The sequence below is a fragment of the Streptomyces sp. TAA486 genome, from assembly GCF_000426165.1.
The window spans coordinates 151,151-176,628 of the sequence record NZ_AUEV01000016.1; the positions used below are offsets into that span (position 1 = coordinate 151,151).

Annotated in this window: 25 protein-coding genes; 16 read left to right on the forward strand and 9 right to left on the reverse strand. The window is 71.2% G+C overall.

Annotated elements, in window-relative coordinates:
• Positions 1 to 118 precede the first annotated feature (118 nt).
• From bioB to I004_RS0122080, 4 genes are all read left to right on the forward strand, one after another.
• Entirely contained in the window at positions 119 to 1,201 is a 1,083-nt protein-coding gene (gene bioB / locus I004_RS0122065) for a biotin synthase BioB (RefSeq protein ID WP_028437297.1), read from the forward strand.
• A 16-nt stretch (positions 1,202 to 1,217) separates the two neighbouring features.
• Complete coding sequence (locus I004_RS0122070) at positions 1,218 to 2,543, forward strand: adenosylmethionine--8-amino-7-oxononanoate transaminase (RefSeq protein WP_037977270.1); 1,326 nt, start codon at positions 1,218 to 1,220, stop codon at positions 2,541 to 2,543.
• A 4-nt stretch (positions 2,544 to 2,547) separates the two neighbouring features.
• Positions 2,548 to 3,246, forward strand: coding sequence for a dethiobiotin synthase (bioD, locus tag I004_RS0122075; protein WP_028437299.1), 699 nt, complete (start codon positions 2,548 to 2,550; stop codon positions 3,244 to 3,246).
• A 115-nt stretch (positions 3,247 to 3,361) separates the two neighbouring features.
• Complete coding sequence (locus tag I004_RS0122080) at positions 3,362 to 4,039, forward strand: class I SAM-dependent methyltransferase (RefSeq protein WP_028437300.1); 678 nt, start codon at positions 3,362 to 3,364, stop codon at positions 4,037 to 4,039.
• A gap of 51 nt (positions 4,040 to 4,090) precedes the next feature.
• On the opposite strand, the gene I004_RS0122085 is transcribed toward I004_RS0122080, so the two are convergent.
• Together I004_RS0122085 and I004_RS0122090 are read right to left on the reverse strand one after the other, a co-directional pair.
• On the reverse strand, positions 4,091 to 4,462 hold the full coding sequence (locus tag I004_RS0122085) for a hypothetical protein (RefSeq protein ID WP_028437301.1): 372 nt from the start codon (positions 4,460 to 4,462) through the stop codon (positions 4,091 to 4,093).
• On the reverse strand, positions 4,459 to 4,704 hold the full coding sequence (locus I004_RS0122090) for a toxin-antitoxin system HicB family antitoxin (protein WP_028437302.1): 246 nt from the start codon (positions 4,702 to 4,704) through the stop codon (positions 4,459 to 4,461). Before I004_RS0122090 ends, I004_RS0122085 begins: the two co-directional genes overlap by 4 nt.
• Positions 4,705 to 4,852: 148 nt before the next feature.
• On the opposite strand from I004_RS0122090, the gene I004_RS35345 reads away from it, so the two are divergent.
• The 6 genes from I004_RS35345 to mug all read left to right on the forward strand — a co-directional run bounded on the left by I004_RS35345 (position 4,853) and on the right by mug (position 10,876).
• Complete coding sequence (locus tag I004_RS35345) at positions 4,853 to 5,233, forward strand: hypothetical protein (RefSeq protein ID WP_037977272.1); 381 nt, start codon at positions 4,853 to 4,855, stop codon at positions 5,231 to 5,233.
• Between the two features lie 311 nt (positions 5,234 to 5,544).
• Positions 5,545 to 6,894, forward strand: a complete 1,350-nt coding sequence (locus tag I004_RS0122100) for a hemolysin family protein (protein ID WP_028437304.1) — start codon at positions 5,545 to 5,547, stop codon at positions 6,892 to 6,894.
• Positions 6,891 to 7,934, forward strand: coding sequence for a hemolysin family protein (locus I004_RS0122105; RefSeq protein ID WP_028437305.1), 1,044 nt, complete (start codon positions 6,891 to 6,893; stop codon positions 7,932 to 7,934). The genes I004_RS0122100 and I004_RS0122105 overlap by 4 nt, the downstream gene beginning before the upstream one ends.
• Positions 7,935 to 7,970: 36 nt before the next feature.
• Entirely contained in the window at positions 7,971 to 8,828 is an 858-nt protein-coding gene (locus tag I004_RS0122110; protein WP_028437306.1) for an SGNH/GDSL hydrolase family protein, read from the forward strand.
• A 33-nt stretch (positions 8,829 to 8,861) separates the two neighbouring features.
• Positions 8,862 to 10,292: an adenylosuccinate lyase gene (gene purB, locus I004_RS0122115; RefSeq protein WP_028437307.1), complete on the forward strand. Its 1,431-nt coding sequence runs from the start codon at positions 8,862 to 8,864 to the stop codon at positions 10,290 to 10,292.
• Between the two features lie 65 nt (positions 10,293 to 10,357).
• The gene (gene mug, locus I004_RS0122120) at positions 10,358 to 10,876 is read left to right on the forward strand and encodes a G/U mismatch-specific DNA glycosylase (protein WP_037977274.1); all 519 of its coding nucleotides are present in this window, start codon (positions 10,358 to 10,360) and stop codon (positions 10,874 to 10,876) included.
• Here the strand turns inward: mug and I004_RS0122125 are convergent.
• Complete coding sequence (locus I004_RS0122125) at positions 10,873 to 11,313, reverse strand: hypothetical protein (protein ID WP_028437309.1); 441 nt, start codon at positions 11,311 to 11,313, stop codon at positions 10,873 to 10,875. The two genes, mug and I004_RS0122125, sit on opposite strands and share 4 nt — an antisense overlap.
• A gap of 158 nt (positions 11,314 to 11,471) precedes the next feature.
• On the opposite strand from I004_RS0122125, the gene I004_RS0122130 reads away from it, so the two are divergent.
• Positions 11,472 to 12,635 (forward strand): ROK family protein, encoded by a 1,164-nt coding sequence (locus I004_RS0122130; protein WP_028437310.1) that lies wholly within the window; start codon positions 11,472 to 11,474, stop codon positions 12,633 to 12,635.
• Here I004_RS0122130 and I004_RS35350 read toward each other — a convergent pair.
• Positions 12,622 to 13,437 (reverse strand): GntR family transcriptional regulator, encoded by an 816-nt coding sequence (locus I004_RS35350; RefSeq protein WP_078511598.1) that lies wholly within the window; start codon positions 13,435 to 13,437, stop codon positions 12,622 to 12,624. The two genes, I004_RS0122130 and I004_RS35350, sit on opposite strands and share 14 nt — an antisense overlap.
• Before the next feature lie 206 nt (positions 13,438 to 13,643).
• Between I004_RS35350 and I004_RS0122140 the strand changes: the two genes are divergently transcribed.
• Positions 13,644 to 14,399: an SDR family oxidoreductase gene (locus I004_RS0122140; protein WP_028437311.1), complete on the forward strand. Its 756-nt coding sequence runs from the start codon at positions 13,644 to 13,646 to the stop codon at positions 14,397 to 14,399.
• A 35-nt stretch (positions 14,400 to 14,434) separates the two neighbouring features.
• Here the strand turns inward: I004_RS0122140 and I004_RS0122145 are convergent, their stop codons facing one another.
• Positions 14,435 to 15,328: an RNA polymerase sigma-70 factor gene (locus I004_RS0122145; protein WP_028437312.1), complete on the reverse strand. Its 894-nt coding sequence runs from the start codon at positions 15,326 to 15,328 to the stop codon at positions 14,435 to 14,437.
• A 183-nt stretch (positions 15,329 to 15,511) separates the two neighbouring features.
• On the opposite strand from I004_RS0122145, the gene I004_RS0122150 reads away from it, so the two are divergent.
• Positions 15,512 to 16,387, forward strand: coding sequence for an alpha/beta fold hydrolase (locus tag I004_RS0122150; RefSeq protein ID WP_028437313.1), 876 nt, complete (start codon positions 15,512 to 15,514; stop codon positions 16,385 to 16,387).
• A 69-nt stretch (positions 16,388 to 16,456) separates the two neighbouring features.
• Here I004_RS0122150 and I004_RS0122155 read toward each other — a convergent pair whose 3' ends face one another.
• From I004_RS0122155 to I004_RS39105, 4 genes are all read right to left on the reverse strand, one after another.
• On the reverse strand, positions 16,457 to 17,446 hold the full coding sequence (locus I004_RS0122155; protein WP_028437314.1) for a glutathione S-transferase C-terminal domain-containing protein: 990 nt from the start codon (positions 17,444 to 17,446) through the stop codon (positions 16,457 to 16,459).
• 228 nt (positions 17,447 to 17,674) lie between these two features.
• Complete coding sequence (locus tag I004_RS0122160; RefSeq protein WP_028437315.1) at positions 17,675 to 18,121, reverse strand: VOC family protein; 447 nt, start codon at positions 18,119 to 18,121, stop codon at positions 17,675 to 17,677.
• 151 nt (positions 18,122 to 18,272) lie between these two features.
• Complete coding sequence (locus I004_RS0122165; RefSeq protein ID WP_028437316.1) at positions 18,273 to 19,799, reverse strand: amino acid permease; 1,527 nt, start codon at positions 19,797 to 19,799, stop codon at positions 18,273 to 18,275.
• Between the two features lie 88 nt (positions 19,800 to 19,887).
• On the reverse strand, positions 19,888 to 20,907 hold the full coding sequence (locus I004_RS39105) for a hypothetical protein (RefSeq protein WP_037977276.1): 1,020 nt from the start codon (positions 20,905 to 20,907) through the stop codon (positions 19,888 to 19,890).
• Between the two features lie 679 nt (positions 20,908 to 21,586).
• On the opposite strand from I004_RS39105, the gene I004_RS0122175 reads away from it, so the two are divergent.
• From I004_RS0122175 to I004_RS35360, 3 genes are read left to right on the forward strand one after another with little or no spacing between them, the layout of a single operon-like run.
• Complete coding sequence (locus tag I004_RS0122175) at positions 21,587 to 23,185, forward strand: alkaline phosphatase D family protein (RefSeq protein WP_037977279.1); 1,599 nt, start codon at positions 21,587 to 21,589, stop codon at positions 23,183 to 23,185.
• A gap of 19 nt (positions 23,186 to 23,204) precedes the next feature.
• Positions 23,205 to 23,807, forward strand: a complete 603-nt coding sequence (locus I004_RS35355; RefSeq protein WP_078511604.1) for a DUF1990 domain-containing protein — start codon at positions 23,205 to 23,207, stop codon at positions 23,805 to 23,807.
• Positions 23,808 to 23,863: 56 nt separating this feature from the next.
• Positions 23,864 to 25,354, forward strand: coding sequence for a GNAT family N-acetyltransferase (locus tag I004_RS35360; protein ID WP_486580172.1), 1,491 nt, complete (start codon positions 23,864 to 23,866; stop codon positions 25,352 to 25,354).
• The last annotated feature ends 124 nt before the right edge of the window (positions 25,355 to 25,478 follow it).

Consider the following 25,478-nt stretch of genomic DNA (forward strand, 5'->3'; position numbering starts at 1 on the left):
CCATAGACGGTAGCCCCTGGGCCGCAGGGCCGTGGTGTGGCGATACACACACCTCGCACAGGCAGTGTTGTGAGTTCCCCCCTTGGCCTTGAGCGGCGGAATTGCAAGGATCGCCATCATGGAGCTGCTGAATGACTTGGTTGAGAAGGGTCTGCGCCGCGAGCTGCCGACACGTGACGAGGCCCGCGCCGTTTTGGAGACCTCCGACGATGAACTGCTGGACGTTGTGGCCGCCGCCGGGAAGGTGCGCCGCCACTGGTTCGGGCGGAGGGTGAAACTCAACTACCTCGTCAACCTCAAGTCGGGCCTGTGCCCGGAGGATTGCTCGTACTGCTCGCAGCGGCTCGGTTCGCAGGCGGAGATCCTCAAGTACACCTGGCTGAAGCCGGACGAGGCGACCTCGGCCGCCGAGGCCGGTCTCAAGGGCGGCGCGAAGCGGGTCTGTCTGGTGGCCAGCGGCCGGGGACCGACGGACCGCGACATCGACCGTGTCTCCAAGACCATCTCCGCCATCAAGGACCAGCACGAGGACGTCGAGGTGTGCGCCTGCCTCGGACTGCTCTCCGACGGCCAGGCGGCCCGCCTGCAGGAGGCCGGCGCCGACGCCTACAACCACAACCTCAACACCTCCGAGGCGACGTACGGGGACATCTGCACCACCCACGACTACTCCGACCGGCAGGAGACCGTGCGTCAGGCGCAGAGCGCCGGCCTGTCCGCCTGTTCCGGGCTGATCGCGGGCATGGGTGAGAGCGACGAGGACCTGGTGGACGTGGTCTTCGCGCTGCGCGAGATGGACCCGGACTCGGTGCCGGTCAACTTCCTCATCCCCTTCGAGGGGACGCCGCTGGCGAGCGAGTGGAATCTGACTCCGCAACGGGCGCTCCGCATCCTCGCGATGGTGCGGTTCGTGCACCCGGACGCCGAGGTGCGGCTGGCCGGCGGACGCGAGGTTCATCTGCGCTCGATGCAGCCGCTCGCGCTGCACCTGGCGAACTCCATCTTCCTCGGCGACTACCTGACCAGCGAGGGGCAGGAGGGCCAGTCCGACCTGGACATGATCGCGGACGCGGGATTCGAGGTCGAGGGCGCGGAGACCACCACGCTGCCCGAGCACCGCGAGCAGGCGGGGAAGCGCCCCGAAGAACTGGTCGCCGTGCGCAGGCGGGGAGCCGGCACCGCGCTGCCGCCCAATGCCTGAGCGGGCCCGACTTCCCATGGACCGCACCACATCGGGCCCTCAAGTCCCGTTGGAGCCGGACGAGTTGCTCGACCTGGACCGGCGGCACGTATGGCATCCGTACGGGCCCATGCCCGGCCGCACCGCGCCGCTGGTCGTCGAGTCGGCCGACGGTGTGCGTCTGCGTCTGGCCGAGGAGTTCTGCGGCCGGCGGGAGCTGGTGGACGGGATGTCCTCATGGTGGTCGGCCGTGCACGGCTACAACCACCCGGTGCTCAACGATGCGGCGCACACGCAGCTGGAGCGCATGAGCCACGTGATGTTCGGCGGGCTGACCCACGAACCGGCCGTACGTCTCGCGAAGCGGCTCGTCGACATCACACCGGAGGGCCTCGAACACGTCTTCCTCGCCGACTCCGGGTCGGTCTCGGTCGAGGTCGCCGTCAAGATGTGCCTGCAGTACTGGCGTTCGCGAGGGCGGGGAGCGAAGCGGCGGCTGATGACCTGGCGGGGCGGATACCACGGCGACACCTGGCAGCCGATGTCGGTCTGCGACCCGGAAGGCGGCATGCACGAGCTGTGGTCGGGGGTGCTCCCACGGCAGGTCTTCGCGGACACCCCGCCCTCCGGCTTCGAGACAGCCCCGGACGAGAGGTATGTGCGTCACCTCCACGAGACGGTCGGCCGGCACGCGGACGAACTCGCCGCGGTGATCGTGGAGCCCGTCGTGCAAGGAGCAGGAGGCATGCGCTTCCACTCCCCCGCCTACGTGCGGGCACTGCGTGAGGCGTGCGACGAGCACGACGTGCTGTTCGTACTGGATGAGATCGCCACCGGATTCGGCCGCACGGGAGCCCTGTTCGCCGCGGAGCACGCCGGTGTCACACCGGATGTGATGTGCCTCGGCAAGGCGCTGACCGGCGGCTACCTCACGCTCGCGGCAGCGCTGTGTACCCGGCGGGTGGCCGACGGGATCTCGCGGGGCGAGGTGCCGGTGCTGGCACACGGCCCGACCTTCATGGGGAATCCGCTGGCCACCGCCGTCGCGGACGCCTCCGTCGGCCTGCTGCTGGAGGGGGACTGGGCGGGCGAGGTACGTCGCGTCGAGAACGGACTGCGTGAGGGACTGGCGCCTGCCACGGAGCTGCCCGGCGTGACCGATGTGCGGGTGCTGGGCGCCATCGGCGTGCTCCAGCTCGACCACGACGTCGACATGGCCGCAGCGACACGGGCGGCCGCGAGCAGCGGCGTATGGCTGCGGCCGTTCCGCGACATGGTCTATGCGATGCCGCCGTATGTGACGAGCGACGAGGACGTGTCGGCGATCTGCGCGGCGATGCTCGCCGCGGCGTCGGAGGGCTGAGGCGGTGCGCGGGATCACCGTCGTCACCGGGACGGGCACCGAGGTCGGCAAGACGGTCGCCACGGCGGCGATGGCCGCGGCGGCCCTGTCACAGGGGCTGTCCGTGGCGGTGCTGAAACCCGCCCAGACGGGCGTGGCCGAGGGCGAGCCCGCCGATGTGGAGCAGGTACGGCAGCTGGCGGGCGACGAGGTCACCGGGGCCGAACTCGTCCGCTACCCCGAACCGTTGGCGCCCGGTACCGCCGCGCGGCGGTCTGGTCTCGCCTGTGTCGCTCCCGCTCAGATCGCGGAGGCCGCGCGCCACCTGGCGGACCGGCACGACCTGGTGCTGGTCGAGGGCGCGGGCGGGCTCCTCGTGCGCTACGACGAGGCCGGGTCGACGCTCGCGGACGCGGCCCGGCTGCTGGACGCCGAGGTGGTGGTGGTCGCCGCCGCCGGTCTGGGCACGCTGAACGCGACGGCGCTGACCACGGAGGCCCTGCGCGCCCGCGGGCTGCGAACCCTCGGCGTGGTGATCGGCAGCTTCCCCACCGAGCCCGATCTGGCGACACGCTGCAACGTGGAGGACCTGCCGGCGGCCGCTGGGGCTGTGCTGGCCGGTGTGCTGCCCGCCGGCGCGGGAGCGATGAGCTCCTCCGACTTCCGTGCGGCGGCGCCGAGTTGGCTCACGGGTGCACTCGGCGGCAGCCGCACGGACATCTGAGGCTCTCACTCCCGGCCGGAACCCGCTCATACCGTTCGGCAGGGCAGAATCAGGGCAACCTGCCCTGCCGTCCCGACGGGTCAGGCGCCGCGGCAACCCACCGGAAGGAGCGGACATGCCTGCACCGGAGACACGCCCGCCACGTGAACGACCCGTACGCCACCCGCTGTTCGCGCGCTTCTACGAGCGGCTGAGCGAAGCGGCGGACGTACGGGCCGGGGTGAAGGAACACCGGGAGGAGCTGCTGGCCGGGCTCTCGGGCAGGGTGATCGAGATCGGGGCCGGCAACGGCCTCAACTTCGCCCGCTATCCCACGAGCGTCACCCGTGTGACCGCCGTGGAACCCGAGCCGCACCTGCGTGCGGCCGCCGACGCGGCGGCACGGAGCGAAGCGGTGCGGGTGCCCGTGCAGGTGGTCCCGGGCAGGGCGGACGCACTCCCCGCGGAGGACGGGACCTTCGACGCGGCGGTCTTCTCGCTGGTGCTGTGCTCCCTCCCCGATGTCTCCCGCGCCCTCGCAGAGGTGCTGCGCGTGGTGCGGCCGGGCGGTGAACTGCGCTTCTACGAGCACGGCCGAGCTGAGGGACGGCCCCGGATGGCCCGCTTCCAGCGGGTACTGGACGGCACGGTGTGGCCCCTGCTCTTCGGCGGCTGTCACACGAGCAGGGACCCGGTCGGCGAGATCACCGCTGCCGGATTCACGGAGGTCTCCTTCCGCCGGCTGCTCGTGCCGAAGGACGGCCCGGTCTTCCCGTCCTCGTTCCATGTGCTCGGCGGCGCACTGCGGCCCTGAATTCCCCCTGCGGACCGGACAGCCGGGCGGGGAGCAGCGGATCCTGTTGTGTCAGCTCGTCCACTTGTGCAGTTCGAGGGCGATGTCGCGCACGCCCGCGGAGCCGTCCTTGACGAGCCATGCCAGGTCACGGATCTTCTCGGGCGAGGCCTGGACGCGCAGTCCGCTGGCGACGAGATAGCCGTAGGCGACGGCACACGCGAACAGGGCGTTGCCGCGTTCCAGCGCGGGCACGTGGAGCAGAAGCTGCAGCAGCGCGGCTGCCCGGTCCTGCGGCTCGGCGTAGACGGGGCGCTCGAGTATTGTCGCTTCGTGCCTGCTGACGGCGGCGACGAGAGCCCCGTAGTCGGTGACGCGCGGATCACCAGGGGCCTTCGACTCCGCGACCATCAGAAGCCAGGCAAGGTCGATACGGAGAGTCACGTACGCGGAAGGCCCTCGCTCTCGCGGTGCCCGGGCTCCGGAAACTCCTCGGCGAAGACCGACTCGTAGCTCTTCATGAACTCCGACGCCGCTTCGACGAACGTCTGGCCCGCCTCCCCCGCGTCCCGCTCGACGAGCTCCTCGATGTAGCGGTTCATGCTCACCCCCCGCTCGAGGGCGCGCTCTCGCGCCGTGTGTGCGGTCGCTTCGTCCACCCGGACGTTCAGCTGAGTCTTCGACACACCTCAAAGCTAGCACCCATCTGCTAGCAGCGGCTATGGGGCGGAGCCCGGGCATTGCCCGTCCAGGGCCGCTGTCAGTGCCCCGCCCTACAGTTCTGCGTCGTGAGGGACTGCGGGGAAGCCCGTGACCGACGTAGGGGGAGACAGCGTGAACTGGGCGGGATGGGCCGTGGTCGCACTGGTGGCGGTCACAGGTGGATGGATGCTCTTCGACGGGCTTCACGCGCTCGTCACGGGCGATTTCGTGACGCCCAGCAGCGGTACGCACGCCGGCCGGCTCGGCCCCTGGTCCAACCTGGTCTCGGGTATCGGGCTCGACCCCAGATCGCTGCTGGTGATGTGGGTCTTCGTCGGCTACGCGGCGGTGTATCTCGCCTCGGTGGCCGCCTTCGCCGCGGGGGCGTCGCAGGCATGGTGGGCGGTGACCCTGCTCGCCGTGCTCGGGCTGTGGTACGTGCCGTTCGGGACCGTGGCGAACCTGATCGTGCTGCTGCTGATGCTCACGCCCTCGCTGCGCATACGCGGCTGACAGCCGAGCGGCGAAGAGCGGGGGCCGAACGCCTGGTCCGGGCAGCATGCGCGCCGCTTCCCTGGGAACTCGGCGCCGCTACCGTCCGTCTACGATGAACCACCGCCGTCATTTCCGGACTCGGGTCCGGTGACGCCCGCGCCCCGGCACCGAGCAGATGCAGCCCTGACCGAAAGGTGTGAGAGTCCGCCCATGGGCGACCCTCCCAACAGCACACAGCACCGTGACCGGCACGGCGTGACCGCGCCCTCCCGCGCCGCATCGCTCCCCGCGTCCCGCCACGCTTTCCCCTCCGCAGCGGAGGCGGCCCGGTGACCGAGGTGCTCTTCCTCCTCGTCGCGCTGCTGCTCGCCCTGGCCTGCGGCGCGTTCGTCGCCGCCGAGTTCTCACTGACCACGGTGGAGCGCGCCGATCTGGAACGTGCGGTGCAGCGGGGCGAGCGTGGCGCACGCAGCGCGATGGAAGCAGTGCGGTCGCTGACCTTCCAGCTGTCGGGTGCGCAGCTCGGGATCACGGTCACCAACCTCGTCGTCGGCATGCTCGCCGAGCCGTCGATCGCGAAGCTGATCGCAGGACCGCTGAGGGCGGTGGGTGTGCCGTCGTCGGCGGCGCCCTCCGCCGCACTGGTCCTCGGCACCGCGCTCTCCACGCTCGTGCTGATGGTGGTCGGCGAGCTCGTCCCGAAGAACTGGGCGATCTCCCAGCCGCTGCCCATCGCCAAGGCGGTGGCCACACCGCAGCGGGTCTTCTCCACGGTCTTCCGTCCGCTGATCCGGCATCTGAACAACACGGCCAACCGGATCGTGTCCAGGATGGGGCTCGAACCCACCGAGGAGCTGGCCTCCGCCCGCTCCCCCCGCGAACTCGTCGCGCTCGCCCGCCACTCGGCCAAGGAGGGTGCACTGGAGCCGGACACCGCGGACCTGTTCGTGAGGACGCTGCACCTGGCAGAGCTGACGGCGGAGAACGTCATGACCCCGCGCGTGCAGGTCACCTCGCTCGATGTGCAGGCGAACGCCGAGGACGTGGCCAACGCCACTCGCGCCACCGGGCTCTCCCGTTTCCCGGTGGTGCGCGGCGGACTCGACACGGTCGTCGGCATCGTACGGATCAAGGACGTGCTGGCGGTTCCGGCCGACGACCGTGCGCGCTATCCGGTGACGGAGCTGATGCGGGAGCCCCTGCTCGTGCCGGAGTCGCTGACGGTGGACCGGCTGCTGGACCGCATGCCGGGCGGGGACCGCAGCATCGCCGTCGTCATCGACGAGTACGGCGGCACGGCGGGCGTCGTCACCCTCGAGGACATCATCGAGGAGGTCGTCGGCGAGGTGCGCGACGAGCACGACCCCCAGGAACCCCCGGACCTCGCCCCCGCGGGCCGCGACCCGGACGGGCGGCGCGTCTTCGACGCGGACGGTGCCACACGCATCGACCAGTTGGAGGCCATCGGACTGCGAGCTCCCGAGGGTCCGTACGAGACGCTGGCCGGCCTCGTCGCCACCGAGCTCGGAAGGATTCCCGAGCGGGGCGACTCGCTGGATGTCGCCGACTGGCACATCGAGGTCGTCGACGCGCACGGACGCCGTGCCGCCCGCGCACAGCTGACCGCTCCACCGGAGCCCGAGGAGGAGCACGGCGCCGAGGAGGAGGTGGACCGATGACGGTGATTCAGCTGTTGATCGGGCTCCTGACCCTCGTCGCCAACGCCTTCTTCGTGGGCGCGGAGTTCGGACTGATCTCCGTTCGGCGCGCGCAGATCGAGCCGCTCGCCGAGCAGGGCGACAGGCGGGCGATCCGGGTCCTGTGGGGCCTGGAGAACGTCTCCGCGCTGCTGGCCGCGGCTCAGCTGGGCATCACGCTGTGCACGCTGGTCCTCGGTGTGGTGGCCGAGCCCGCGATCGAGCATCTGCTGGAGCCCCTCTTCCATCTGACGGGCGTCAGCGAGGGCGTCGCCGGCATCATCTCCTTCGTCATCGCGCTGACGGCGGCGACGTACGCGCACATGCTGCTGGGTGAGATGGTGCCCAAGAACATCGCTCTGGCCGCGCCGGAGCGTGCGGCGCTGCTGCTGGGTCCGCCGCTGGTGGCGCTCTCGCGCGCGCTGCGTCCGGTGATCTTCACGGTCAACGCCTTCGCCAACAGCCTGCTGAAACTGCTGCGCGTGGAGCCGCGGGGCGAGGTCATCTCGACGTTCTCGGACGACGAGCTGGCGCAGATGGTCGCCGACTCCAGCGAGGCGGGTCTGCTCGACGAACGCTCCACCGAGCGGCTGCGTGACGCGCTGGAGCTCGGCCGGCGTCCCGTCGGGGCGATCGCGAAACCCACCGAGGCCGTGGTCGCGGCCCGGCTGGGGGTGACTCCGGAGGAGCTGGAGCAGCTCTCGGCCAGCTCGGGTTTCTCCCGCTTCCCGGTGGTCGACAGCAAGGGGCGGGCGCTGGGGTACCTGCACGTCAAGGACGCGCTGGACGCCCTCCCCCGCGACGCGGCCTTCCCCGCCACGGCGATGCGCCCCATCGCCCGGGTCCACGCGTCGATGCCGCTGGACGACGTGCTGGGAGCGATGCGCTCCAGCAGCACGCACCTCGCGGCGGTGATGGACGACGGCGGGCGCACGGCGGGCGTCGTCACCATGGAGGACGTGCTGCGCGAACTGGTCCACCGCAGTCCGGAGGAGGAGCCGAGCAGGAGCCGAGAGCGGTGAAAGGTCGCCCTGAGCAACCGGATACGATGAACTGCCGTGAGCACCACGCAGGACTCTCCAGACGCCTCCGCGACCCGCGAGGCCCCCGTCATACGCAGCTTCGTCGCCATCGGTGACTCCTTCACCGAAGGAATGTCCGACCGGCTCCCGGACGGCAGTTACCGCGGCTGGGCGGACCTGCTCGCGAGGCGTCTCGCCACCCACGCCGCAGGCTCGGCACCTGCCCAGGGGCCGCCGGCGGAGGGCGAAGGCTTCCGGTACGCGAACCTCGCGGTGCGCGGCAAGCTCATCGGGCAGATCGCCTCGGAACAGGTGGATGCCGCCGCCGCGATGAATGCCGACCTGGTGACGCTCGTCGGCGGCCTCAACGACACGCTGCGCCCCCGGTGCGACATGGGCAGGGTGTGCGGCGTGCTGGAGGAGAGCGTGGGCAAGCTGGCGCCGAGCTGCGGACAGTTGGTGCTGATGCGCAGTCCCGGACGCAACGGCCCCGGCCTGGACCGCTACCGGTCCCGCATGGAGCACCTGTTCGGCTTCATCGACGAGCTGGCCGCACGGCACGGCGCGACCGTCGTCGATCTCTACACCGGTGGGCCGCTGGCCGATCCGCGGCTGTGGGCCGACGACAGGCTGCACCTGACCGACGAGGGCCACCGCCGGGTCGCCGAAGCGGTGTGCCAGCAGCTCGGCCATTCCGCCGTCTCGGACTGGCGCGCGCCCCTCGCGCCCTCCCCCTCACTGTCGTGGCTGGCCCGGCGCCGAGCCGATGTGCGCTTCACACGCGAGCACCTCGTGCCCTGGATCGGGCGGCGGCTGACCGGCCGCTCCAGCGGTGACGGCCGGTTTCCCAAGCGGCCGGAGCTGACCGCGCTGGCCTGCGAGGACACCCCGTAGAGGGCGAAGGGGCACCCCGTAGAATCGGGTGATGTGACTGACAAGCCCCGCATCCCCGACGTCCTTGCCTCCCGCTACGCCTCCGCCCAGCTGGCCCGTCTGTGGTCCCCCGAGCAGAAGGTGGTGCTGGAGCGACGGCTGTGGCTGGCGGTGCTGCGGGCCCAGCGCGACCTGGGTGTCGACGTGCCGGAACAGGCGGTCGCCGACTACGAGCGGGTGCTGGAGAACGTCGACCTGGCGTCCATCGCTGCACGGGAGCGGGTCACCCGGCACGATGTGAAGGCCCGCATCGAGGAGTTCAACGCACTGGCCGGGCACGAGCACGTGCACAAGGGCATGACCTCCCGGGACCTGACCGAGAACGTCGAGCAGCTGCAGATCCGGCTGTCGCTGGAGCTGGCGCGGGACCGTACCGTCGCGCTGCTGGCTCGGCTGGGCCGACTGGCCGGGGAGCACGCCGAACTGGTCGTCGCCGGACGTTCGCACAACGTGGCCGCACAGGCCACCACTCTCGGAAAGCGCTTCGCCACCGGCGCGGACGAACTCCTCGTCGCATACCGGCGGTTGACGGAGCTGATCGCGCGCTACCCGCTGCGCGGCGTCAAGGGCCCGGTCGGCACCTCGCAGGACATGCTGGATCTGCTCGGCGGGGACGAGGAGAAGCTCTCCGAGCTGGAGCGCAGGGTCGCCTCCCATCTCGGCTTCGCGCACACACTCACGTCCGTCGGGCAGGTCTACCCCAGATCGCTCGACCATGACGCGGTGACGGCTCTGGTCCAGCTGGCCGCGGCGCCCTCGTCGCTGGCGAAGACGATCCGGCTGATGGCGGGGCAGGAGCTCGTCACGGAGGGCTTCAAGGAGGGGCAGGTCGGCTCCTCCGCGATGCCGCACAAGATGAACACCCGTTCCTGCGAGCGCGTCAACGGCCTGATGGTCGTCCTGCGCGGGTACGCGTCGATGACCGGCGAGCTGGCCGGTGACCAGTGGAACGAGGGCGACGTGTCCTGCTCCGTGGTGCGCCGCGTGGCTCTGCCCGACGCGTTCTTCGCCCTCGACGGGCTGATGGAGACCTTCCTGACGGTCCTGGAGGAGTTCGGCACCTTCCCCGCCGTCGTGGAACGCGAGCTCGACCGCTACCTCCCCTTCCTCGCCACCACGAAGGTGCTGATGGCGTCCGTACGGGCGGGAGTCGGGCGGGAGACGGCGCACGAGGTCATCAAGGAGCACGCGGTCGCCTCTGCGCTGGCGCTGCGGGCCGGAGCGGAGCGCAACGAGCTGCTGGACCGGCTCGCCGAGGACCGGCGAATCCCGCTCGGACACGGCGAGTTGAGCGCGCTGATGGACGACCGTCTTGCCTTCACCGGCGCCGCCGCCGGCCAGGTCGGCACGGTCGTCGCCCGCATCGAGGAGATCACGAAGGAGCACCCTGAGGCCGCCGCCTACACCCCGGGGGCGATCCTCTGACGCGGCGCGCACCCCGCCCAAGCAGGGAAGAGCTGGAGGCGGCCCGCGACAGGCTCGTTCCGGACGTGGCGGCGGAAGGGCTGCGCGTGCTCTTCTGCGGCATCAATCCGGGTCTGATGTCGGCGGCCACGGGGCACCACTTTGCCCGTCCCGGCAACAGATTCTGGCCCGTCCTGCATGCGTCCGGGTTCACACCGCGCCTGCTGCGGCCGGACGAGGAGCGCGAACTGCTCACCTACGGGCTGGGCATCACCAACGTCGTGGAACGGGCCACCGCGCAGGCCGGCGAGCTGAGTTCCGAGGAGTACCGGGAAGGCGGCAGGCAGCTCGCCCGCAAGGTCTCACGGCTTCGGCCCAAGTGGCTGGCCGTGGTGGGCGTGACAGCCTACCGAACGGCCTTCGGCGAACGTGCGGCCCAGATCGGCCCGCAGGAACGGATGATCGGCGGCGCGCGGGTGTGGGTGCTGCCCAACCCCAGCGGGCTGAACGCACATTGGACGCCGAAGGCCATGGCCGAGGAGTTCTCCCGGCTGCGGGAAGCCGCCCTGGCGCAGGAGGCCGCGGAGTCCGAACAGGGCGGCTAGGGAGGGTCGTTGACGGTAACGGCCGCGATCAGCTGGAAGGGCAGCACCGGACCCAGCTGCGAGACGCCCACGGCGACCCACCGGCCGTCCGCCTGCCACAGCTCCACGTACGGGACGCCTCCGCTCAGCCCCTGCCAGGGCTCGGCCATCTCCTCTCCCCCGGTTCCGCGCATCAGGGTGCTGCTCAGGCTGAAGACCTGCGGCTCGCCCCATCGTCCGGTGAGCAGCACGCTCAACGCCCCGCACTCCGCCTCGTACTGCTCCCCGGCGACGAGCCGGCCCGAGCCGTCGTCCTCCCAGAACTCCTCGCTCGTCGCCAGCTCGGCCAGGTGGTAGCCCGGACCGCTGACCACTCCGGCCTGCCGGCCCCGCTGCTCCGGGAAGGGGCGGACACGTAACAGGTCGATGGTGGCGAGGTGTTGTGCGAGGTCGTTCATTCCCCCAGTAAACCGCCACCGGCCGACAGCGGAGCATGTCTCATCCCCGCAGACTCCGCTTCGCCCAAGTCCGGCCACACCGGGGCCAGATATCCGTACTCGCGGTAACTGCGGCTTCCGGATACCATCCGGCTCAGGGCGGAGGCAAGGAGGCGGACTTGACGCGGCTCTCCGGCAGAGATCCCTCTCTGCTGCGACGGATCAACTCGACCGCTGTACTGCGCGTGCTGCGCACCGAGTTCGGCCGGTCCCCGCTGACACTCACGGACCTGGCGAACGCCACGGAGCTGTCGCGTCCCACCGTGGAGGGCGTGATCGAGGGGCTCGTCGGCGCGGGGCTCGCGGCCGAGGCAGAGGAGAACTCCGGCGGCACGCAGCACGCCGCGCGGCGCGGGCGTCCCGCCCGGCGTTTCCGCTTCAAGGCCGAGGCGGGCCACGCCATCGGGGTCGAGATCGGCGTCCACCGGATCGTCGCCGTGCTCTCCGACCTGACCGGTGAGGTCGCCGGTACGGTCACCCACGAGGTGGACGAGGACGCCCCCGCCGCCGAGCGGCTGATGCGGGCCCACAGCACCGTCTCCGAGCTCATCAGCATGAGCGGCACGGGATGCGATTCGCTGCGCGCGGTGGGTGTGGGCACCCCGGGAATCGTCGAGGCCGACGGCACCGTGCGGTTGGGCACGGCACTGCCCGGCTGGACCGGCCTGGCGCTGGGCGAGAAGCTCCGGGAGACGGCCTTCGGCTGCCCGGTCATCGTGGAGAACGACGCCAACGCCGCTGTCGTCGCGGAGCGTTGGCAGGGCGCGGCGGAAGGCGCCGAGGACGTCGTGATGGTGCTCGTCGGGCTGAGCCCGGGGGCGGGCTCGCTGATCGGCGGGCGGCTGCACCGTGGGTTCGGCGGGGCCGCCGGCGAGATCGGCGCGCTGCATCTGCTGGGCCGCGAGGCGACGCCGGAGCGGCTGCTGTCGACCACGGGCGAACCGCTTCACCCCCTGGACGAGGCGGCCGTCGCCAAGGTCTTCGCCCTGGCACGCGCGGGCGACGAGCAGGCGGAGCGAGCCATGGAGCGGTTCATGCAACGGCTCGTGCACGACGTGGCGGCGCTGGTGCTGGCCCTCGACCCGGAGCTCGTGGTCGTCGGGGGCTGGGCCTCAGGACTTGACGACGTACTGAGGCCGCTGCGCGACGAGTTGGAGCGCTACTGCCTGCGGCCGCCGCGTGTCGCCCTGTCGGTGCTGGGTGAGGCGGCCGTCGCCACGGGCGCACTGCGGCTCGCTCTCGACAAAGTCGAGAGCGAGCTCTTCAGCGTCAGCGGTGGCTGAGACGCCCCGCGGCCGCGGCGCGGTGGCGCCGCGGCGCAGCCTCCGGCGCGGGGCCCTCCGGGGCCGGCACGACCGGTGCGGGCACCTTCTCGCCGAAGGTGAGGCGGCAGGTGTCCGCCCGGTAGGTGGAGACCGAGACGGCAGCGGTGACGCCCTGTGAGACGTAGCGGGTGGTGACGACCAGCACGGGAGCGCCGGGCAGCCGATCGAGCTGGCGGGCGTCGTCGGCGCGCACGGAGCCGAGTTCCACCGTCCGTTCCTGGCCGTCCAGTTCGAGGCGGTGCAGTTCGCGCAGCACAGCGCGGCCGCGTGCGGTGCCCCCGGCCGAGTCCATGGCGGGCAGCCCGGGAACCGAGGTGTGCGGCACGTAGAGCAGTTCCGTCGCCACGGGCTGACCGTGCGTCATGCGGGTGCGCCGCACCGAGTGCACCGGTTCACCTGCGTCCCGGCCCAGCAGCGCGGCCACGGCGGCCGGCGCGGTCGTCTCCTCGCTCTCGCCGGTCTGCCATGCGTCGTCGGGAGCGCCGGGCCAGCCCTGCTCGCCGGGACCGACGTCCACGCCGAAGCGGGGCGGCGCGACAGTCGTGCCGACGCCACGGCGGCGCTGCAGGCGGCCTTCGAGTTCGAGCTGTTCCAGGGCCTGACGGAGGGTGGCGCGCGCGACGCCGAAGCGGGCGGCCAGCTCGCGCTCGTTGGGCAGGATCTCGCCGACCTCGAACTCGGAGTCCAGCGCGTCCGACAGCACGGTCTTCAAGTGCCAGTACTTCGGCTCCGGCACCGCGTCCAGCTGAGTGGTCCCCACTGTGGCTCCGCCTTCCCCTGCATCCGCCGGCCCGTGCGGAACGGGCTTTATTCGAGCTTGTTTCTTAAAGGTCCTTGCGTATGGCCGACCTTAGGGCGAGGCCGGGACCTTGGTCAAGACCAATCAAGCACCGACGGTGACTGTTCAGCGGGCACAGCGGGTGAGATGATCGATCATCGTTCGCCTACCGAGGAGCGGAGGGTCCCATGGCAGGGCAGCAGCGGATCACGGTCGTCACCGGCGGCAGCCGCGGAATCGGCTCCGCCGTCGCCGTGCGCCTGGCGCGCGCCGGCCACGACATCGCCATCGGGTACGAGCGCTCCCGCGAGGCCGCCGAGGACACCGCGCGTGCCGTCCGCGCCCACGGAGTACGGGCACTGCCCGTACAGCTGGACACCAGCGTCGAGGAGGACGTGGACCGGCTCTTCGACACGGTGCGTGATGAACTCGGGCCCGTCACCGGGCTGGTGAACAACGCGGGGGTGACGGGGCCCCTGGGGCGCTTCACCGAGACACCCACGGACGTGATGCGCCGCGTGCTCAACGTGAACGTGCTGGGAGCGCTGCTCTGTGCACGCCGTGCCCTGCTGGAGATGTCGACGGCCCACGGCGGTGGCGGCGGCTGCGTCGTGAACATCTCCTCCGGGGCCGCGACGCTGGGCGCGCCGGGCGAGTACGTGCACTACGCCGCCTCCAAGGCCGCCGTCGACGCGATGACGGTCGGCCTCGCCAAGGAGTTCGGGCCGGAGGGCGTGCGGGTCAACTCCGTGCAGCCGGGGGCGGTCATCACCGACATGCACGCGACCATGGGCGACCCGGACCGCCCGTGGAAGAAGGCCCGGACGATCCCGGTGGGGCGGCCGGGCGAGCCCGACGAGGTCGCGGCCGCGGTGGCCTGGCTGCTCTCGGACGAGGCGTCGTTCACGACGGGCGCGGTGCTGAGGGTGACCGGCGGGGCCTGAGGAGCGGACCGCTCACCGCATGCGGTCCGCGTGACTCACCGTGCCTGGAGGTGGGCCAGCTTGTCGGGGTTGGCAACCAGGTACACGCTCTGGATGACGCCGTCCGCCACGTCCAGGAGCATCACGGCGGACGGCTTGCCGCCGAGCGAACCGACCAGCGCCGCCGCGCCGTTGATCTCCGCGAACTCGAACTCCAGGTCCGCGACCCCCTGTTGGGCGATGGCGGCCATGAAGCGTCCCACCTTGCCGGCCGAAGTGATCGTCCGCATGGGCGCCTTGGCCTTGCCTCCGCCGTCGCCGACCAGACGCGCGTCCGGAGCGAGCATGGCGAGCAGCCCGTCCAGGTCTCCCCTGGTGGCCGCGTCGAGGAACCGCTGGGTCAGCTCGCGCTGCTGCACGGGGTCGACCTCGTAGCGGGGTGTGCGCTCCGCCACATGACTGCGGGCGCGGGCGGCGAGCTGCCGCACCGCGGCCGGGCTGCGGTCGAGGACGGCGGCGATCTCCTCGTGCGGGAAGCCGAACGCCTCGCGGAGCACGAACACGGCGCGCTCCAGCGGCGAGAGGGATTCCAGCACGACCAGGACGGCGACGGAGACGGACTCGGTCAGCACGACGCGGTCCGCGCCGTCGGGAACCACCTCGGCACGGACGTCGGTGGGGAGGGGCTCGGGGAGCCACGGCCCGACGTAGGTCTCACGCCGCGACTGCGCCGAGCGAAGCCGGTCCAGGGCGAGCCGCGTGGTGGCGCGTACGAGGAACGCGCGGGGCTGCCGCACTTCCGCGCGGTCGGCCGAGGCCCAGCGCAGCCAGGTGTCCTGGACGACGTCCTCCGCGTCGGCGACGCGGCCCAGCATGCGGTAGGCGACCCCCATCAGGACCGGCCGGTGCTCCTCGAAGACCGCGGTCCCGTCGCTCTCTTCGACGTCCACGGATCCATGATGTCACCCCGGTCCGGCACGGTTGTGCGCACCCGCGTCCCGGCCGCGCCGGGCGCGTACTCATCTGGAGGGTTCCGCGACGGGTCACTTGCTGACATCGTGTCTACGTACCGATGCGGCCCCCGCAGGAGGCCGTCCGGTGCCCGACGTACGAGAACCGACGAGGAGTGGACCATGACAGCCGTCGCCTCCCCCCATGCGCCCGTGCCCGTCACCGAGTCCTTCGTGCACGTCTCCCCCGACGGGCGGCCGGACTTCGACCTCGCCTACGAGCGCCGCGGAAGCGGCGAGCCGGTCGTCCTGCTGCACGGCATCGGGCACCACTGGCAGGCATGGGAGCCGGTGCTGAGCGTCCTGGCCGCCTCCTGCGAGGTGATCGCGATCGACCTGCCGGGCTTCGGCGCCTCACCGCAGCTGCCGGACGGCGTCTCCTACGAACTGGGCAGCGTCATACCGCTGTTGAACGACGCGTTCGCCGCGCTGGGCCTGGAGCGTCCTCATGTGGTGGGCAATTCCCTGGGTGGCCTGCTCGCGCTGGAGCTCGCGCTGCACGGACACGCCCGTTCCGTCACGGCCCTCTCCCCCGCCGGTTTCTGGAAGGGCTGGGAGCGGCGCTACGCCTACGCCGTGCTGATGGGGATGCGCGCCGGCGCCAAGGGGATACCGGACGGAGTGCTCCGGGGCATGGCCCGCAGTGCCGTCGGCCGCGCGGCGCTCACCAGCACCATCTACGCCCGGCCGGGACGCCGTTCCCCGGAGGCCGTCGTGGCCGAGACGCGCTCGATGCGTGCGGCCACCGGGTTCGCCCCGACGCTCGAGGTCGGTCGGAGCCCGGATGTGATCTTCGACCAGGACATTCCCGGCCTTCCCGTGACGATCGGATGGGGCGAGAAGGACCGGCTGCTGCTGCGCCGTCAGGCCAGCAGGGCGAAGAAGGCGATACCGGAGGCACGTCTCGTACCGCTGCCCGGCTGCGGTCACGTGCCGATGAACGACGACCCCGCCCTGGTGGCCAGGCTGGTGCTGGAGACGGTACGGGCTGCGGCCTGAGGCGGAAGCGCACACAGGGAAGTCGGCCGCGCGGCGCGGGACCCGGCCAGTGCCGGGTCCCGCATCTGCTCAGGGCCGGTGCTCCGCGGGCACCTCTTCCCCGGCGGGCACCGGGCCCGGCGGAGTGCCGTCGCCGAAGGGCCGCCCGCCCAGCTGCTCGCGGTCGTGCGGGGCCAGCCAGCCCGCGAGATCCGGTCCGGCCGGGACGATGCCCGTCGGGTTGATGCCCGTGTGCACCCCGTAGTAGTGCCGCTTGATGTGGTCGAAGTCGACCGTGTCGCCGAAGCCGGGGGTCTGGTACAGGTCACGGGCGTACGCCCACAGCACCGGATCCTCGGCGATCTTGGAGCGGTTGCACTTGAAGTGGCCGTGGTAGACGGCGTCGAAGCGTACGAGGGTGACGAAGAGACGGATGTCGGCCTCGGTGATGGTCTCCCCGACCAGGTAGCGGCGGCCGGCCAGCCGTTCGGAGAGCAGGTCCAGGCGACGGAAGACGTCGCCGTACGCCCGCTCGTGCTCCTCCTGCCCGGCCGCGAAGCCGGACCGGTAGACGCCGTTGTTGACGTCCTCGTAGACGCCCTCCATCACCTCGTCGATCTCGTCCCGCAGCTTCTCCGGGTACAGATCCGGGGCACCGGAGCGGTGCAGACCCGTCCACTCTGTGGCCAGGTCCAAGGTCAGCTGCTGGTAGTCGTTGGTGACCAGCCGGCCGCTGGGGACATCGACGATCGCGGGGACGCTCACCCCGCCCGGGTACTCGCTCTCGCGGGCGTCGTACGCCTCGTGCAGGAAGCGGATGCCGAGTACCGGGTCCTTGTCCCCCGGGTCGAGGGTGAAGCGCCAACTGCGGTCGTCCTGAAGGGGATCGGTGATGGCGAGCGACAGCGCTCCCTCAAGTCCCAGCAGCCGACGCGAGATCGCCGCCCGGCTCGCCCACGGACAGGCACGGCTGATGACGAGGCGGTAGCGGTCCGCCTCGACGGGCCAGCCGTCCGCGCCGTCAGCGGTGATCCGGTCCGTGAAGTGGCTCCTGGACCGCTTGAAGGTCTTGCGTCCCAACGCGGCGTTGCCCGATGCGGTGCTGTCTGCCGTCTCGCTCGCCGTGCCCCCCTGCCCGGTTCTGCCCTGCGCCGTGCTGCCGGTCGCGTCGCCGTCGCGGCTCAATGTGCGTTCCTTCCCTGTGGGTCTCGGATGATCCCCTACCCCCGTCCGGACAGGTCCACCGCAGGGCAGCCGGGACGTGACGGAAACGCCGGGCACGAACCGGACCCCGACCGCGCGCGAACCTCAGCCCCCGCCCTCCGGTGCCCAGCCCCGCGTCGAGAGCACCAGCCGGTAGCCGTCGGGATCCTGAACGGTCACGCCCCATCGGTCCCAGTACGGGTTGCGGGCGGGAACGCGCGTACCGCCGCATCGCTCAAGCCGCTCGACGAGGCTGTCGGGTACGGGCCCGTCCATGTAGATCACCAGCAGATCCTCGTCGGTGGGCCGGGGCCTCACCGGGGTCCGCGGGTCGAGGGCCAGCTCCAGGTGCCAGCCGGCATCCCGCCACCCGGTCATCAGCAGCGCGTACCGCTCGCCGTCACCACTCCCGTCATCATCAGCGTCCGCTCCGGCCGACGCTGCCTCCGTGCGGAAGAGGACGTCCATGCCCAGTCCCTCGGTCCAGAAGTGCTCGGCCGCCGTCAGGTCCTTCGACGGCCTTGCGATGCGGATGTGGTGACGGCCGTACACGGCGACTCCCGGTGCTCGTCGGTGTGAGCGGTGTGCCGAGAGGCCGCCGCACACCGGCACCGTAGGCGCGCCGCACCGGCGGTGCATCGGGCCCGGGCCGGAGGAGGTTCTCCGCCCCTGGAACCGGGCCCGGCCCGCCCGTGACGGGACGTCAGACGATCTCCTCGCTCATTTCCGCGAGTTCACGGTCGCCGCTGCTGGTGCTGAACGTCGGAGTCGTGTACGACCCGCGCCCGGCCACAGCCCACCAGAAGGACGCCAGTCCGAGCACGCAGATCAGCGCGATGGGCGCGTAGTTGAAGGACTCGACGTTGACCGGGTTCGTCTGCGGGAGGCAGAAGAGCACCGTCACGAAGGCGACCCACACCACGGCCGTCCAGCCGATGGGAACGCTCCAGCGGCCCAGGTTCCACTTCCCCTGACGGAAGCGCTCCTTGTACCGCAGCCGGAGGAAGATCGGGATTGCGTAGGCCGGGGTGATGCCGATGACGGCGATGGCGGTGACCGCGCCGTAGGCCGCCTTGCTGTAGAGGGCGGGCAGCGCGAGCAGCGCCGCCACGGCGACGGTCAGCAGCACGGCAGCCGCCGGAGTGCCAGTACGCGGACTCACACGCCGCCACAGCGCGGAGAAGGGCAGCGCCCCGTCGCGGGAGAAGGCGAAGACCATGCGGCTTGACGCGGCGACCTCGGCGTTGCCGCAGAAGAGCTGGGCGATGATCACGATGAGCAGCAGCAGCTTCGCGCCGGTCAGGCCCAGCGCGTCGAGGAAGATCTGCGCGGGCGGCACACCCGTGGCGCTGTTCTGGGTGCCCGCGTAGTCCTGGATGGTGAAGGTCACCCCGACGAGCAGGACGAAGCCCGCGACCCACGACCATCCGAGGGCGCGGACGATGCCCCGTGCGGCGCTGACCTCCGCGTCGGTGGTCTCCTCCGACAGATGGGCGCTGGCGTCGTACCCGGTGAACGTGTACTGCGCCAGCAGCAACCCGATCATCACGACATAGAGCGAACTGGACCAGCCGGTGTGGTTGACGAACTCACCGAAGACGAAGGAAGCCGTGCGGTGCTCGGAGGGCACGAAGGCCAGCACACCGACGATCACGGCCACACCGGCGAAGTGCCACCACACGCTCACCGAGTTGAGCACGCTGACCAGTCGCACCCCGAAGAGGTTGAGGGCGGCGTGCAGCACGAGGATGCACAGGAAGATCAGCATCACGACGCCCGGTGTCGGATCGACTCCCCACTGGAGGTTGAGCAGCGCGCCCGTGAACAGGGCCGCACCGTAGTCGATTCCCGCGAGGGTCCCGAGCAGCCCCAGGAGATTCAGCCACCCGGTGTACCAGCCCCACCGGCGCCCGCCGAGCTGGTCGGCCATGTAGTACAGCGCGCCGGAGGTCGGGTACGCGCTGGTGACCTCGGCCAGTCCGGCACCGACGAACATCACCATCAGGCCGACCAGGAGCCAGCCCCACACCATCACCGCGGGCCCTCCGGTTATCAGGCCGAACCCGTACAGCGTCATGCATCCGGAAAGGACGGACACGACCGAGAAGCTGATGGCGAAATTGCCGAACGGGCCCATGCGCCGGATCAGAACGGGGTGGTAGCCCAGATCGCGCAGCTTGGCGTCGTCGTCGATCCGGTCGTCACGGCGATGCCTGACCGTGGGAATCAACGGAACCTCCTGGTGGGGCGAGGGAGTAGAGGAGAGACGGGGGGCGGCGGGTCTGGGAGGGGCGGTGAGAGCGGGGCGGGTGCGGTGATCAGCTGTCCGCGGCGAAGGACTCTTCGCGTGCCCGGCAGTACTCCGCCCTGGCGGCTTCGGGACGTTCGGGATCCTCGGCGACCTGGAGCCAGGGCTGCTGGGTGAAGTAGGGGCCCAGCGCGGCGAAGACGCGAGCCGCGTCCACCGCCCGCTTGCCCGCCCACAGGGCGTGAGCCAGGTGGTTGAGGTCCAGAACGGACTGGCTGGTGGGGTCCGTGTGGTCGAACCAGCCGTGCAGAGCCGTACGGGCATCGAGGGCGACGGGATCGTGGGCCCACTGCTGCCGCAGCAGCGGATCCGTCCTGCCTTCCGCAACCTGGCGGCGGTACTGCTCGACGTAGGCGTAGAGCGGGAGCGCCAGCAGCGCCGACCCGGCGGGGGCCCATGAGGAGACCCAGCGGACGAAGTCGACCGCTGAGGCACGCGTGGAGAAACTCCCCTCCGAGCGCGCGTGCAGGAAGTGGAGCATGCGGTGGTGGGCCTCGCGGTTGTATCTGTCGCGCTCGTAGACGCGGTAGAGCAGTCCCCAGGGGCCGGGCGGCAGCATGGGCTCGGCTGCGCGCTCGCGGTGCTCACCACGCTCCTGGCGCTCATCGAGGCGTGCGAGCGCGAGCAGGCACACCCACGGCACGGGATCGGCGGGCAGCATCTCGGCGGCGGCGTGGCACTCCTGGCGGGCTGTCTTCTCCAACTCGCCCGCGCTGTGGTGGTGTTCACGACGCGCGCGGACGGCCCGCTCCACCGACACCCTCGCGAGCATGGTGTGAGCGTCGGCGCTGCGGGGGTCCTCCTGGAGCCAGGCCTCCACCACCTGCGATCCGGCAGCAACGACGCCCAGCACCTGCGAACGGGCCGTCCGAAGACCCCATGAGGTGCCCGTGCGGTCGAGAAGCGCGCGCATCGCCATCCAGCGACCTGCCCGCAACTCCTCGAGCGCGCCGCGCAGTTCGTTGTCGAAGCCGGCCGGGCTGTACACGGGACGGATCCCGCGGCCCTGCCCCCCGGTCGTCCGCCGCATCAGCTCTGCTCCGTTACCACCCGGCGCGGCAGCGAACGGCGCGGCAGGCTGGGAGGAGGCAGGGGCGGGTGGTGCGGCATCACGGCAGTTCCTCAACGACAGGGGCAGGGAACGCGGCAGCCTGCGCAGGGCCCTTGGCAGGCGAGAAGGGATGCGTTGCCGCGTGTCCCGGATTCATCACCGAACTTAACTCCTCGGAGGTCACGAGCTGGCATTGGGGATTGTGACGGTCCTGCGCCGAAAGTCCGCCGGGCGGAAGGGTGTTCGGCGTCCGTGCCGCTGCTGCGTCCGTCCCGCGGCGCTCTCCGCGACCCCTTTCCGCAGGCCCCTCCCCCGCGGTGGTCCCGCCGCTCCCCGTCACGGAACCGTGCGAGCGTCGGCATGGACGCGTGCGCGCACGGAACAGCGCCGACGCTCCAGGTCAGGACGCATGGAGAGAGCTTGGGGGCAGCCGGGACGGCCGTCAAGCCTCCGGATGGGATGCGTACCAGAACGCCGGAGGCGGGCCGGAGTGACCGGAACCCTTTCTGCCGTTGCGGCGTCGGTGTTCACTGAGTCCAGTGTTCACCGCTGCGCTCGCCGAGGTGTCGCGTGCACCGCCCATGGGGCGGTGATACGTATCGCCCCGTTCGGTCCGTACAAGCCTGCTCCGTCCAACAGCGATCCAGGAGGCTCGTCCATGGCGCACGAGGACCCCATCTCCCGCACGACCGGCGGCACGGCACCGGGACGGCGCGCGATGCTGCGCGGCTCGCTCGCCGCTTCCGCCGCTCTCTCCCTGCCCGCGCTCTCGGGTGCCGCCCCGTCGCACGCGCTCGCGGGGCGTCCGGAGGCCAAGTGGGGTGTGCAGGCCGGTGATGTGACGACCTCTTCGGGCCTGGTGTGGGTGCGGGCCGACCGCCGGGCCAGGATGCTCGTCGAGACCTCGGCGACGGAGTCGTTCCGCCATGCGCGCCGCTGGGAGGGCCCCGTCGTGGGGCCCGGCACCGACTTCACCGGTGTCACACCCGTGCGGGGGCTACCCGCAGGGGAGCAGATCTTCTACCGCGTCACGCTCGCGGACCCCGACGATCCGCGTCGTACGGGAGAGCCGGTGCGCGGCACCTTCCGCACGGCGCCGGACCGGCGCCGGAAGGGCGTGCGGTTCCTGTGGTCCGGGGACCTGGCGGGGCAGGGCTGGGGCATCAACCCCGACCGGGGCGGCTATGCGATCTTCGAGGAGATGCGCGGCCTGGACCCGGACTTCTTCCTCAACAGCGGCGACACCATCTACGCCGACGGGCCCATCACGGAGAAGGTCGAACTGCCGGACGGCGGCGTGTGGCGCAACGTCACCACCGAGGAGAAGTCCAAGGTAGCCGAGACCCTCGCCGAGTTCCGCGGCAACTTCCGCTACAACCTGCTGGACGAGAACCTCCGCCGTTTCCAGGCGCAGGTGCCCTCGATCGTCCAGTGGGACGACCACGAGGTGCTCAACAACTGGTATCCGGGCGAGATCCTCGAGGACGACCGCTACACGGTGAAGGACGTCGACACGCTCGCCGCCCGGTCACTGCGGGCCTTCAGTGAGTACCACCCGCTCACCACGCTCCCGGCGAAGGACCGGCACGGACGCGTCTACCGCGTCGTCCACCACGGCCCGATGCTGGACGTCTTCGCCCTCGACATGCGCACCTACCGCAACGCCAACTCCCCCGGCAAGCAGGAGCAGGATCCCCAAGGCATCCTGGGCGAGACCCAGTTGACGTGGCTGAAGAAGGCGCTGTCGCGCTCGCGGGCCGTGTGGAAGGTCATCGCTGCGGACATGCCCCTCGGCCTCGCTGTGCCCGACGGCAAGACCGATTTCGAGGGCGTCGCACAGACCGACCCGGGCAAGCCGCTGGGCAGGGAACTCCAGATCGCCGAACTACTGCGCCACATCAAGAGTGAACGCATCACCGGCACCGTGTGGTTCACCACCGACGTCCACTACACCTCGGCGCAGCACTACGACCCGTCACAGGCGGCCTTCAAAAACTTCGAACCCTTCTGGGAGTTCGTGTCTGGTCCGCTCAACGCCGGCGGATTCCCCGCCCTGAAGCTCGACAGCACCTTCGGACCCTCGCAGGCCTTCATCAAGGCGCCGCAGAAGGCCAACACGCCGCCCAGCGACGGCGGTCAGTACTTCGGACAGGTCGACATCGACGGCGGCAGCGGCGAGTTGACGGTCCGGCTGCGGGAGCAGGGAGGCGAGGTCCTGTTCACGAAGGTGCTGCAGCCGGGCCGGGTCGGCCAGTGAGCGCGGGGCCGGTGGCGGCGTGACTGACGGTCAGCAACCGCTCGGCTACCCGGGCGTGGGAGCAACCGGCAAGAGCCACGCGCACTGTCCGGCGGGTTTCCGCACCCTGCGGGTCAGCAGCAGAGTGGGCCGCGGCGACGCCGAATTCGCCGTCGCCGCGGATGCGGTGATGACGTGGCGGCTCCACCGGACGGCGGGTGTGCGCTTCGGCACGGACGCGGTCCGGGCGGCTCCCGGCGTGGAGGTCGTCGTGGGCCTGGGCGTCGGTGCGCTGCGCACCCACGCGCCGTGCCGGGTGGTGTGGACCGTGGAGGAGGAGCGGCGCACCGGATGGGCGTACGGAACGCTCCCCGGCCATCCGGTGCGCGGCGAGGAGGCGTTCGTCGTCGTCCACGACGAGGACGGGACCGTGCTGCTGGAGGTCCTTGCCTTCAGCCTGCCGGCGAGCTGGCTCACGGTGGCCGCGGGCCCGCTGCTGCCCGTCTTCCAGAGGTGGTACGCCCGCAGATGCGGGCGCGTGCTGCGCAGGCTCGTACGCCAAGAGTCAGGGACCGGTGGCACGGGTCGCGGTCCTCGTGACGACGGGGAAGAAAGCGGCATCGACCGGACAGAACATCCTTAACTCATCGGTCACAAGGCGTTCTTGATCAGGCAATGCCGGTGCGTGAGAGTGATGTCATGACTGACATGTCACAGAACGAGCAGCGATCCCGGCAGGACCTCCGCGGCCTCCTCGCAGGGCTAGGCAACTGCCGCTCGCTGTTCCGCCGACACCGCCCGCAGTCACCGCCGGGAGACGCCGCAGGCGCCGTCCTGGCCGGAGTGAAGTCCCAGTCGACCGGGGCGACTTCGCTGTGGCGGATGCGCACGACCGTTCCGGACGAGCCGGGGACCCTCGCGCAGCTGTGCGGGGCGTTCGCCCGGCAGGGGGTGGACATCGTTTCGTTGCAGACTTTTCCCCTGGGCCTTCGGCCCGGGGAGACCCCGGCCCACGGAGCCGGAGAGAGCACGTGCCCGGAGGGACCCAACAGGGAGAGCGCGGCCCTCGGCCCGAAGGCGGACGGCAAGGACGGGGAGGGCCGGAAGGACGTCGAGGGCTCAAGCGGGCGCGCGACGCCCGGCGGTGAGCACGCGATGGACGAGTTCGTCCTTCGCGCGCCCGAGGAACTGGAGGCCGCCGAACTCACAAGGCTCGTGAACGAGGCGGGCGGAATCAGCACCTGGGTGGAGCGCGCCGACGCGCACGACCTCGTCGACACCCCGACGCGTGTGCTGCGCCTGGCCGCCCGCACCGCCCTCGACACCGCCGAACTCCCCCTCGCACTACGGCAGTTGCTCGGCCGGTGCACTGTGCGGTCCGTGCCACCCGTCTCACCCGTCTCCGGAGTGCCGTCGACACTCGAGGTGCCGCCGGAGGGAACGTACGAAGAGACCGTGCTGCGGCTGCCGGACCCGGCCGGTGGCGTCCTCGTCATCGAACGGCCTCAACTGCCCTTCACGCCCGCCGAGTTCGCACGCGCCGGTGCCCTCGTGGAGCTCGATCGGGTGCTGGGCGCCGGCGCCCGTGTCCCGCGCTCCCCGGACAGGCTGACCCTGCCCGAGGGCCTGCCGGTCACCGTGCGCCGCGCGGACACCGCCGACCTGGATGCCGCCGTGAAGATGCACGAGCGGTGCTCGACCTCGACGCTGGCCCAGCGCTACCACGGACCTGTGAGCGAGGCCGACCGCTACCTGCGCCACCTGCTCTCGCCGCACTTCGGCCGGACGCTGTCGGCCCGGACGGCGTCGGGGAAGCTGGTCGCGCTCGGCCACCTGCTGTGGGACGGCGACGAGGCCGAGGTCGCCCTCATCGTGGAGGACGACTGGCAGCACAGGGGCATCGGCACCGAACTCCTGCGCCGGCTGGCCCGGTTGGCGATCGAGGCGGGGTCCTCCGACATCTACGCCGTCACCCAGGCGTCGAACACGGCCATGGTCGCCGCAATGCGCAAGCTCGGGATGCCCCTCGACCACCAGGTCGAGGACCGGACGCTCGTCATCACCGCCCGGCTCACGGGTGACGCTCCCGGTGTCGTGGGCAGCGCGCATGCTTGCGCGTCGACGTCCGTCTCCGCCGCGTCCGCCGTGGCCCCGGCCGGTGCCCCGGCAGCCTCCGAAGGACGGAGCTGAGCGGGCCGGCGGCCGCGCGGGCAGAAGCACCGGACCCGAACTGCCGCAGGGCGACCGCGGCGGGCCGGTGACCTGTGGAAGCCTCGCGGGCCCCCGGCACGGCAGATGCTGATGACGCCGGGGG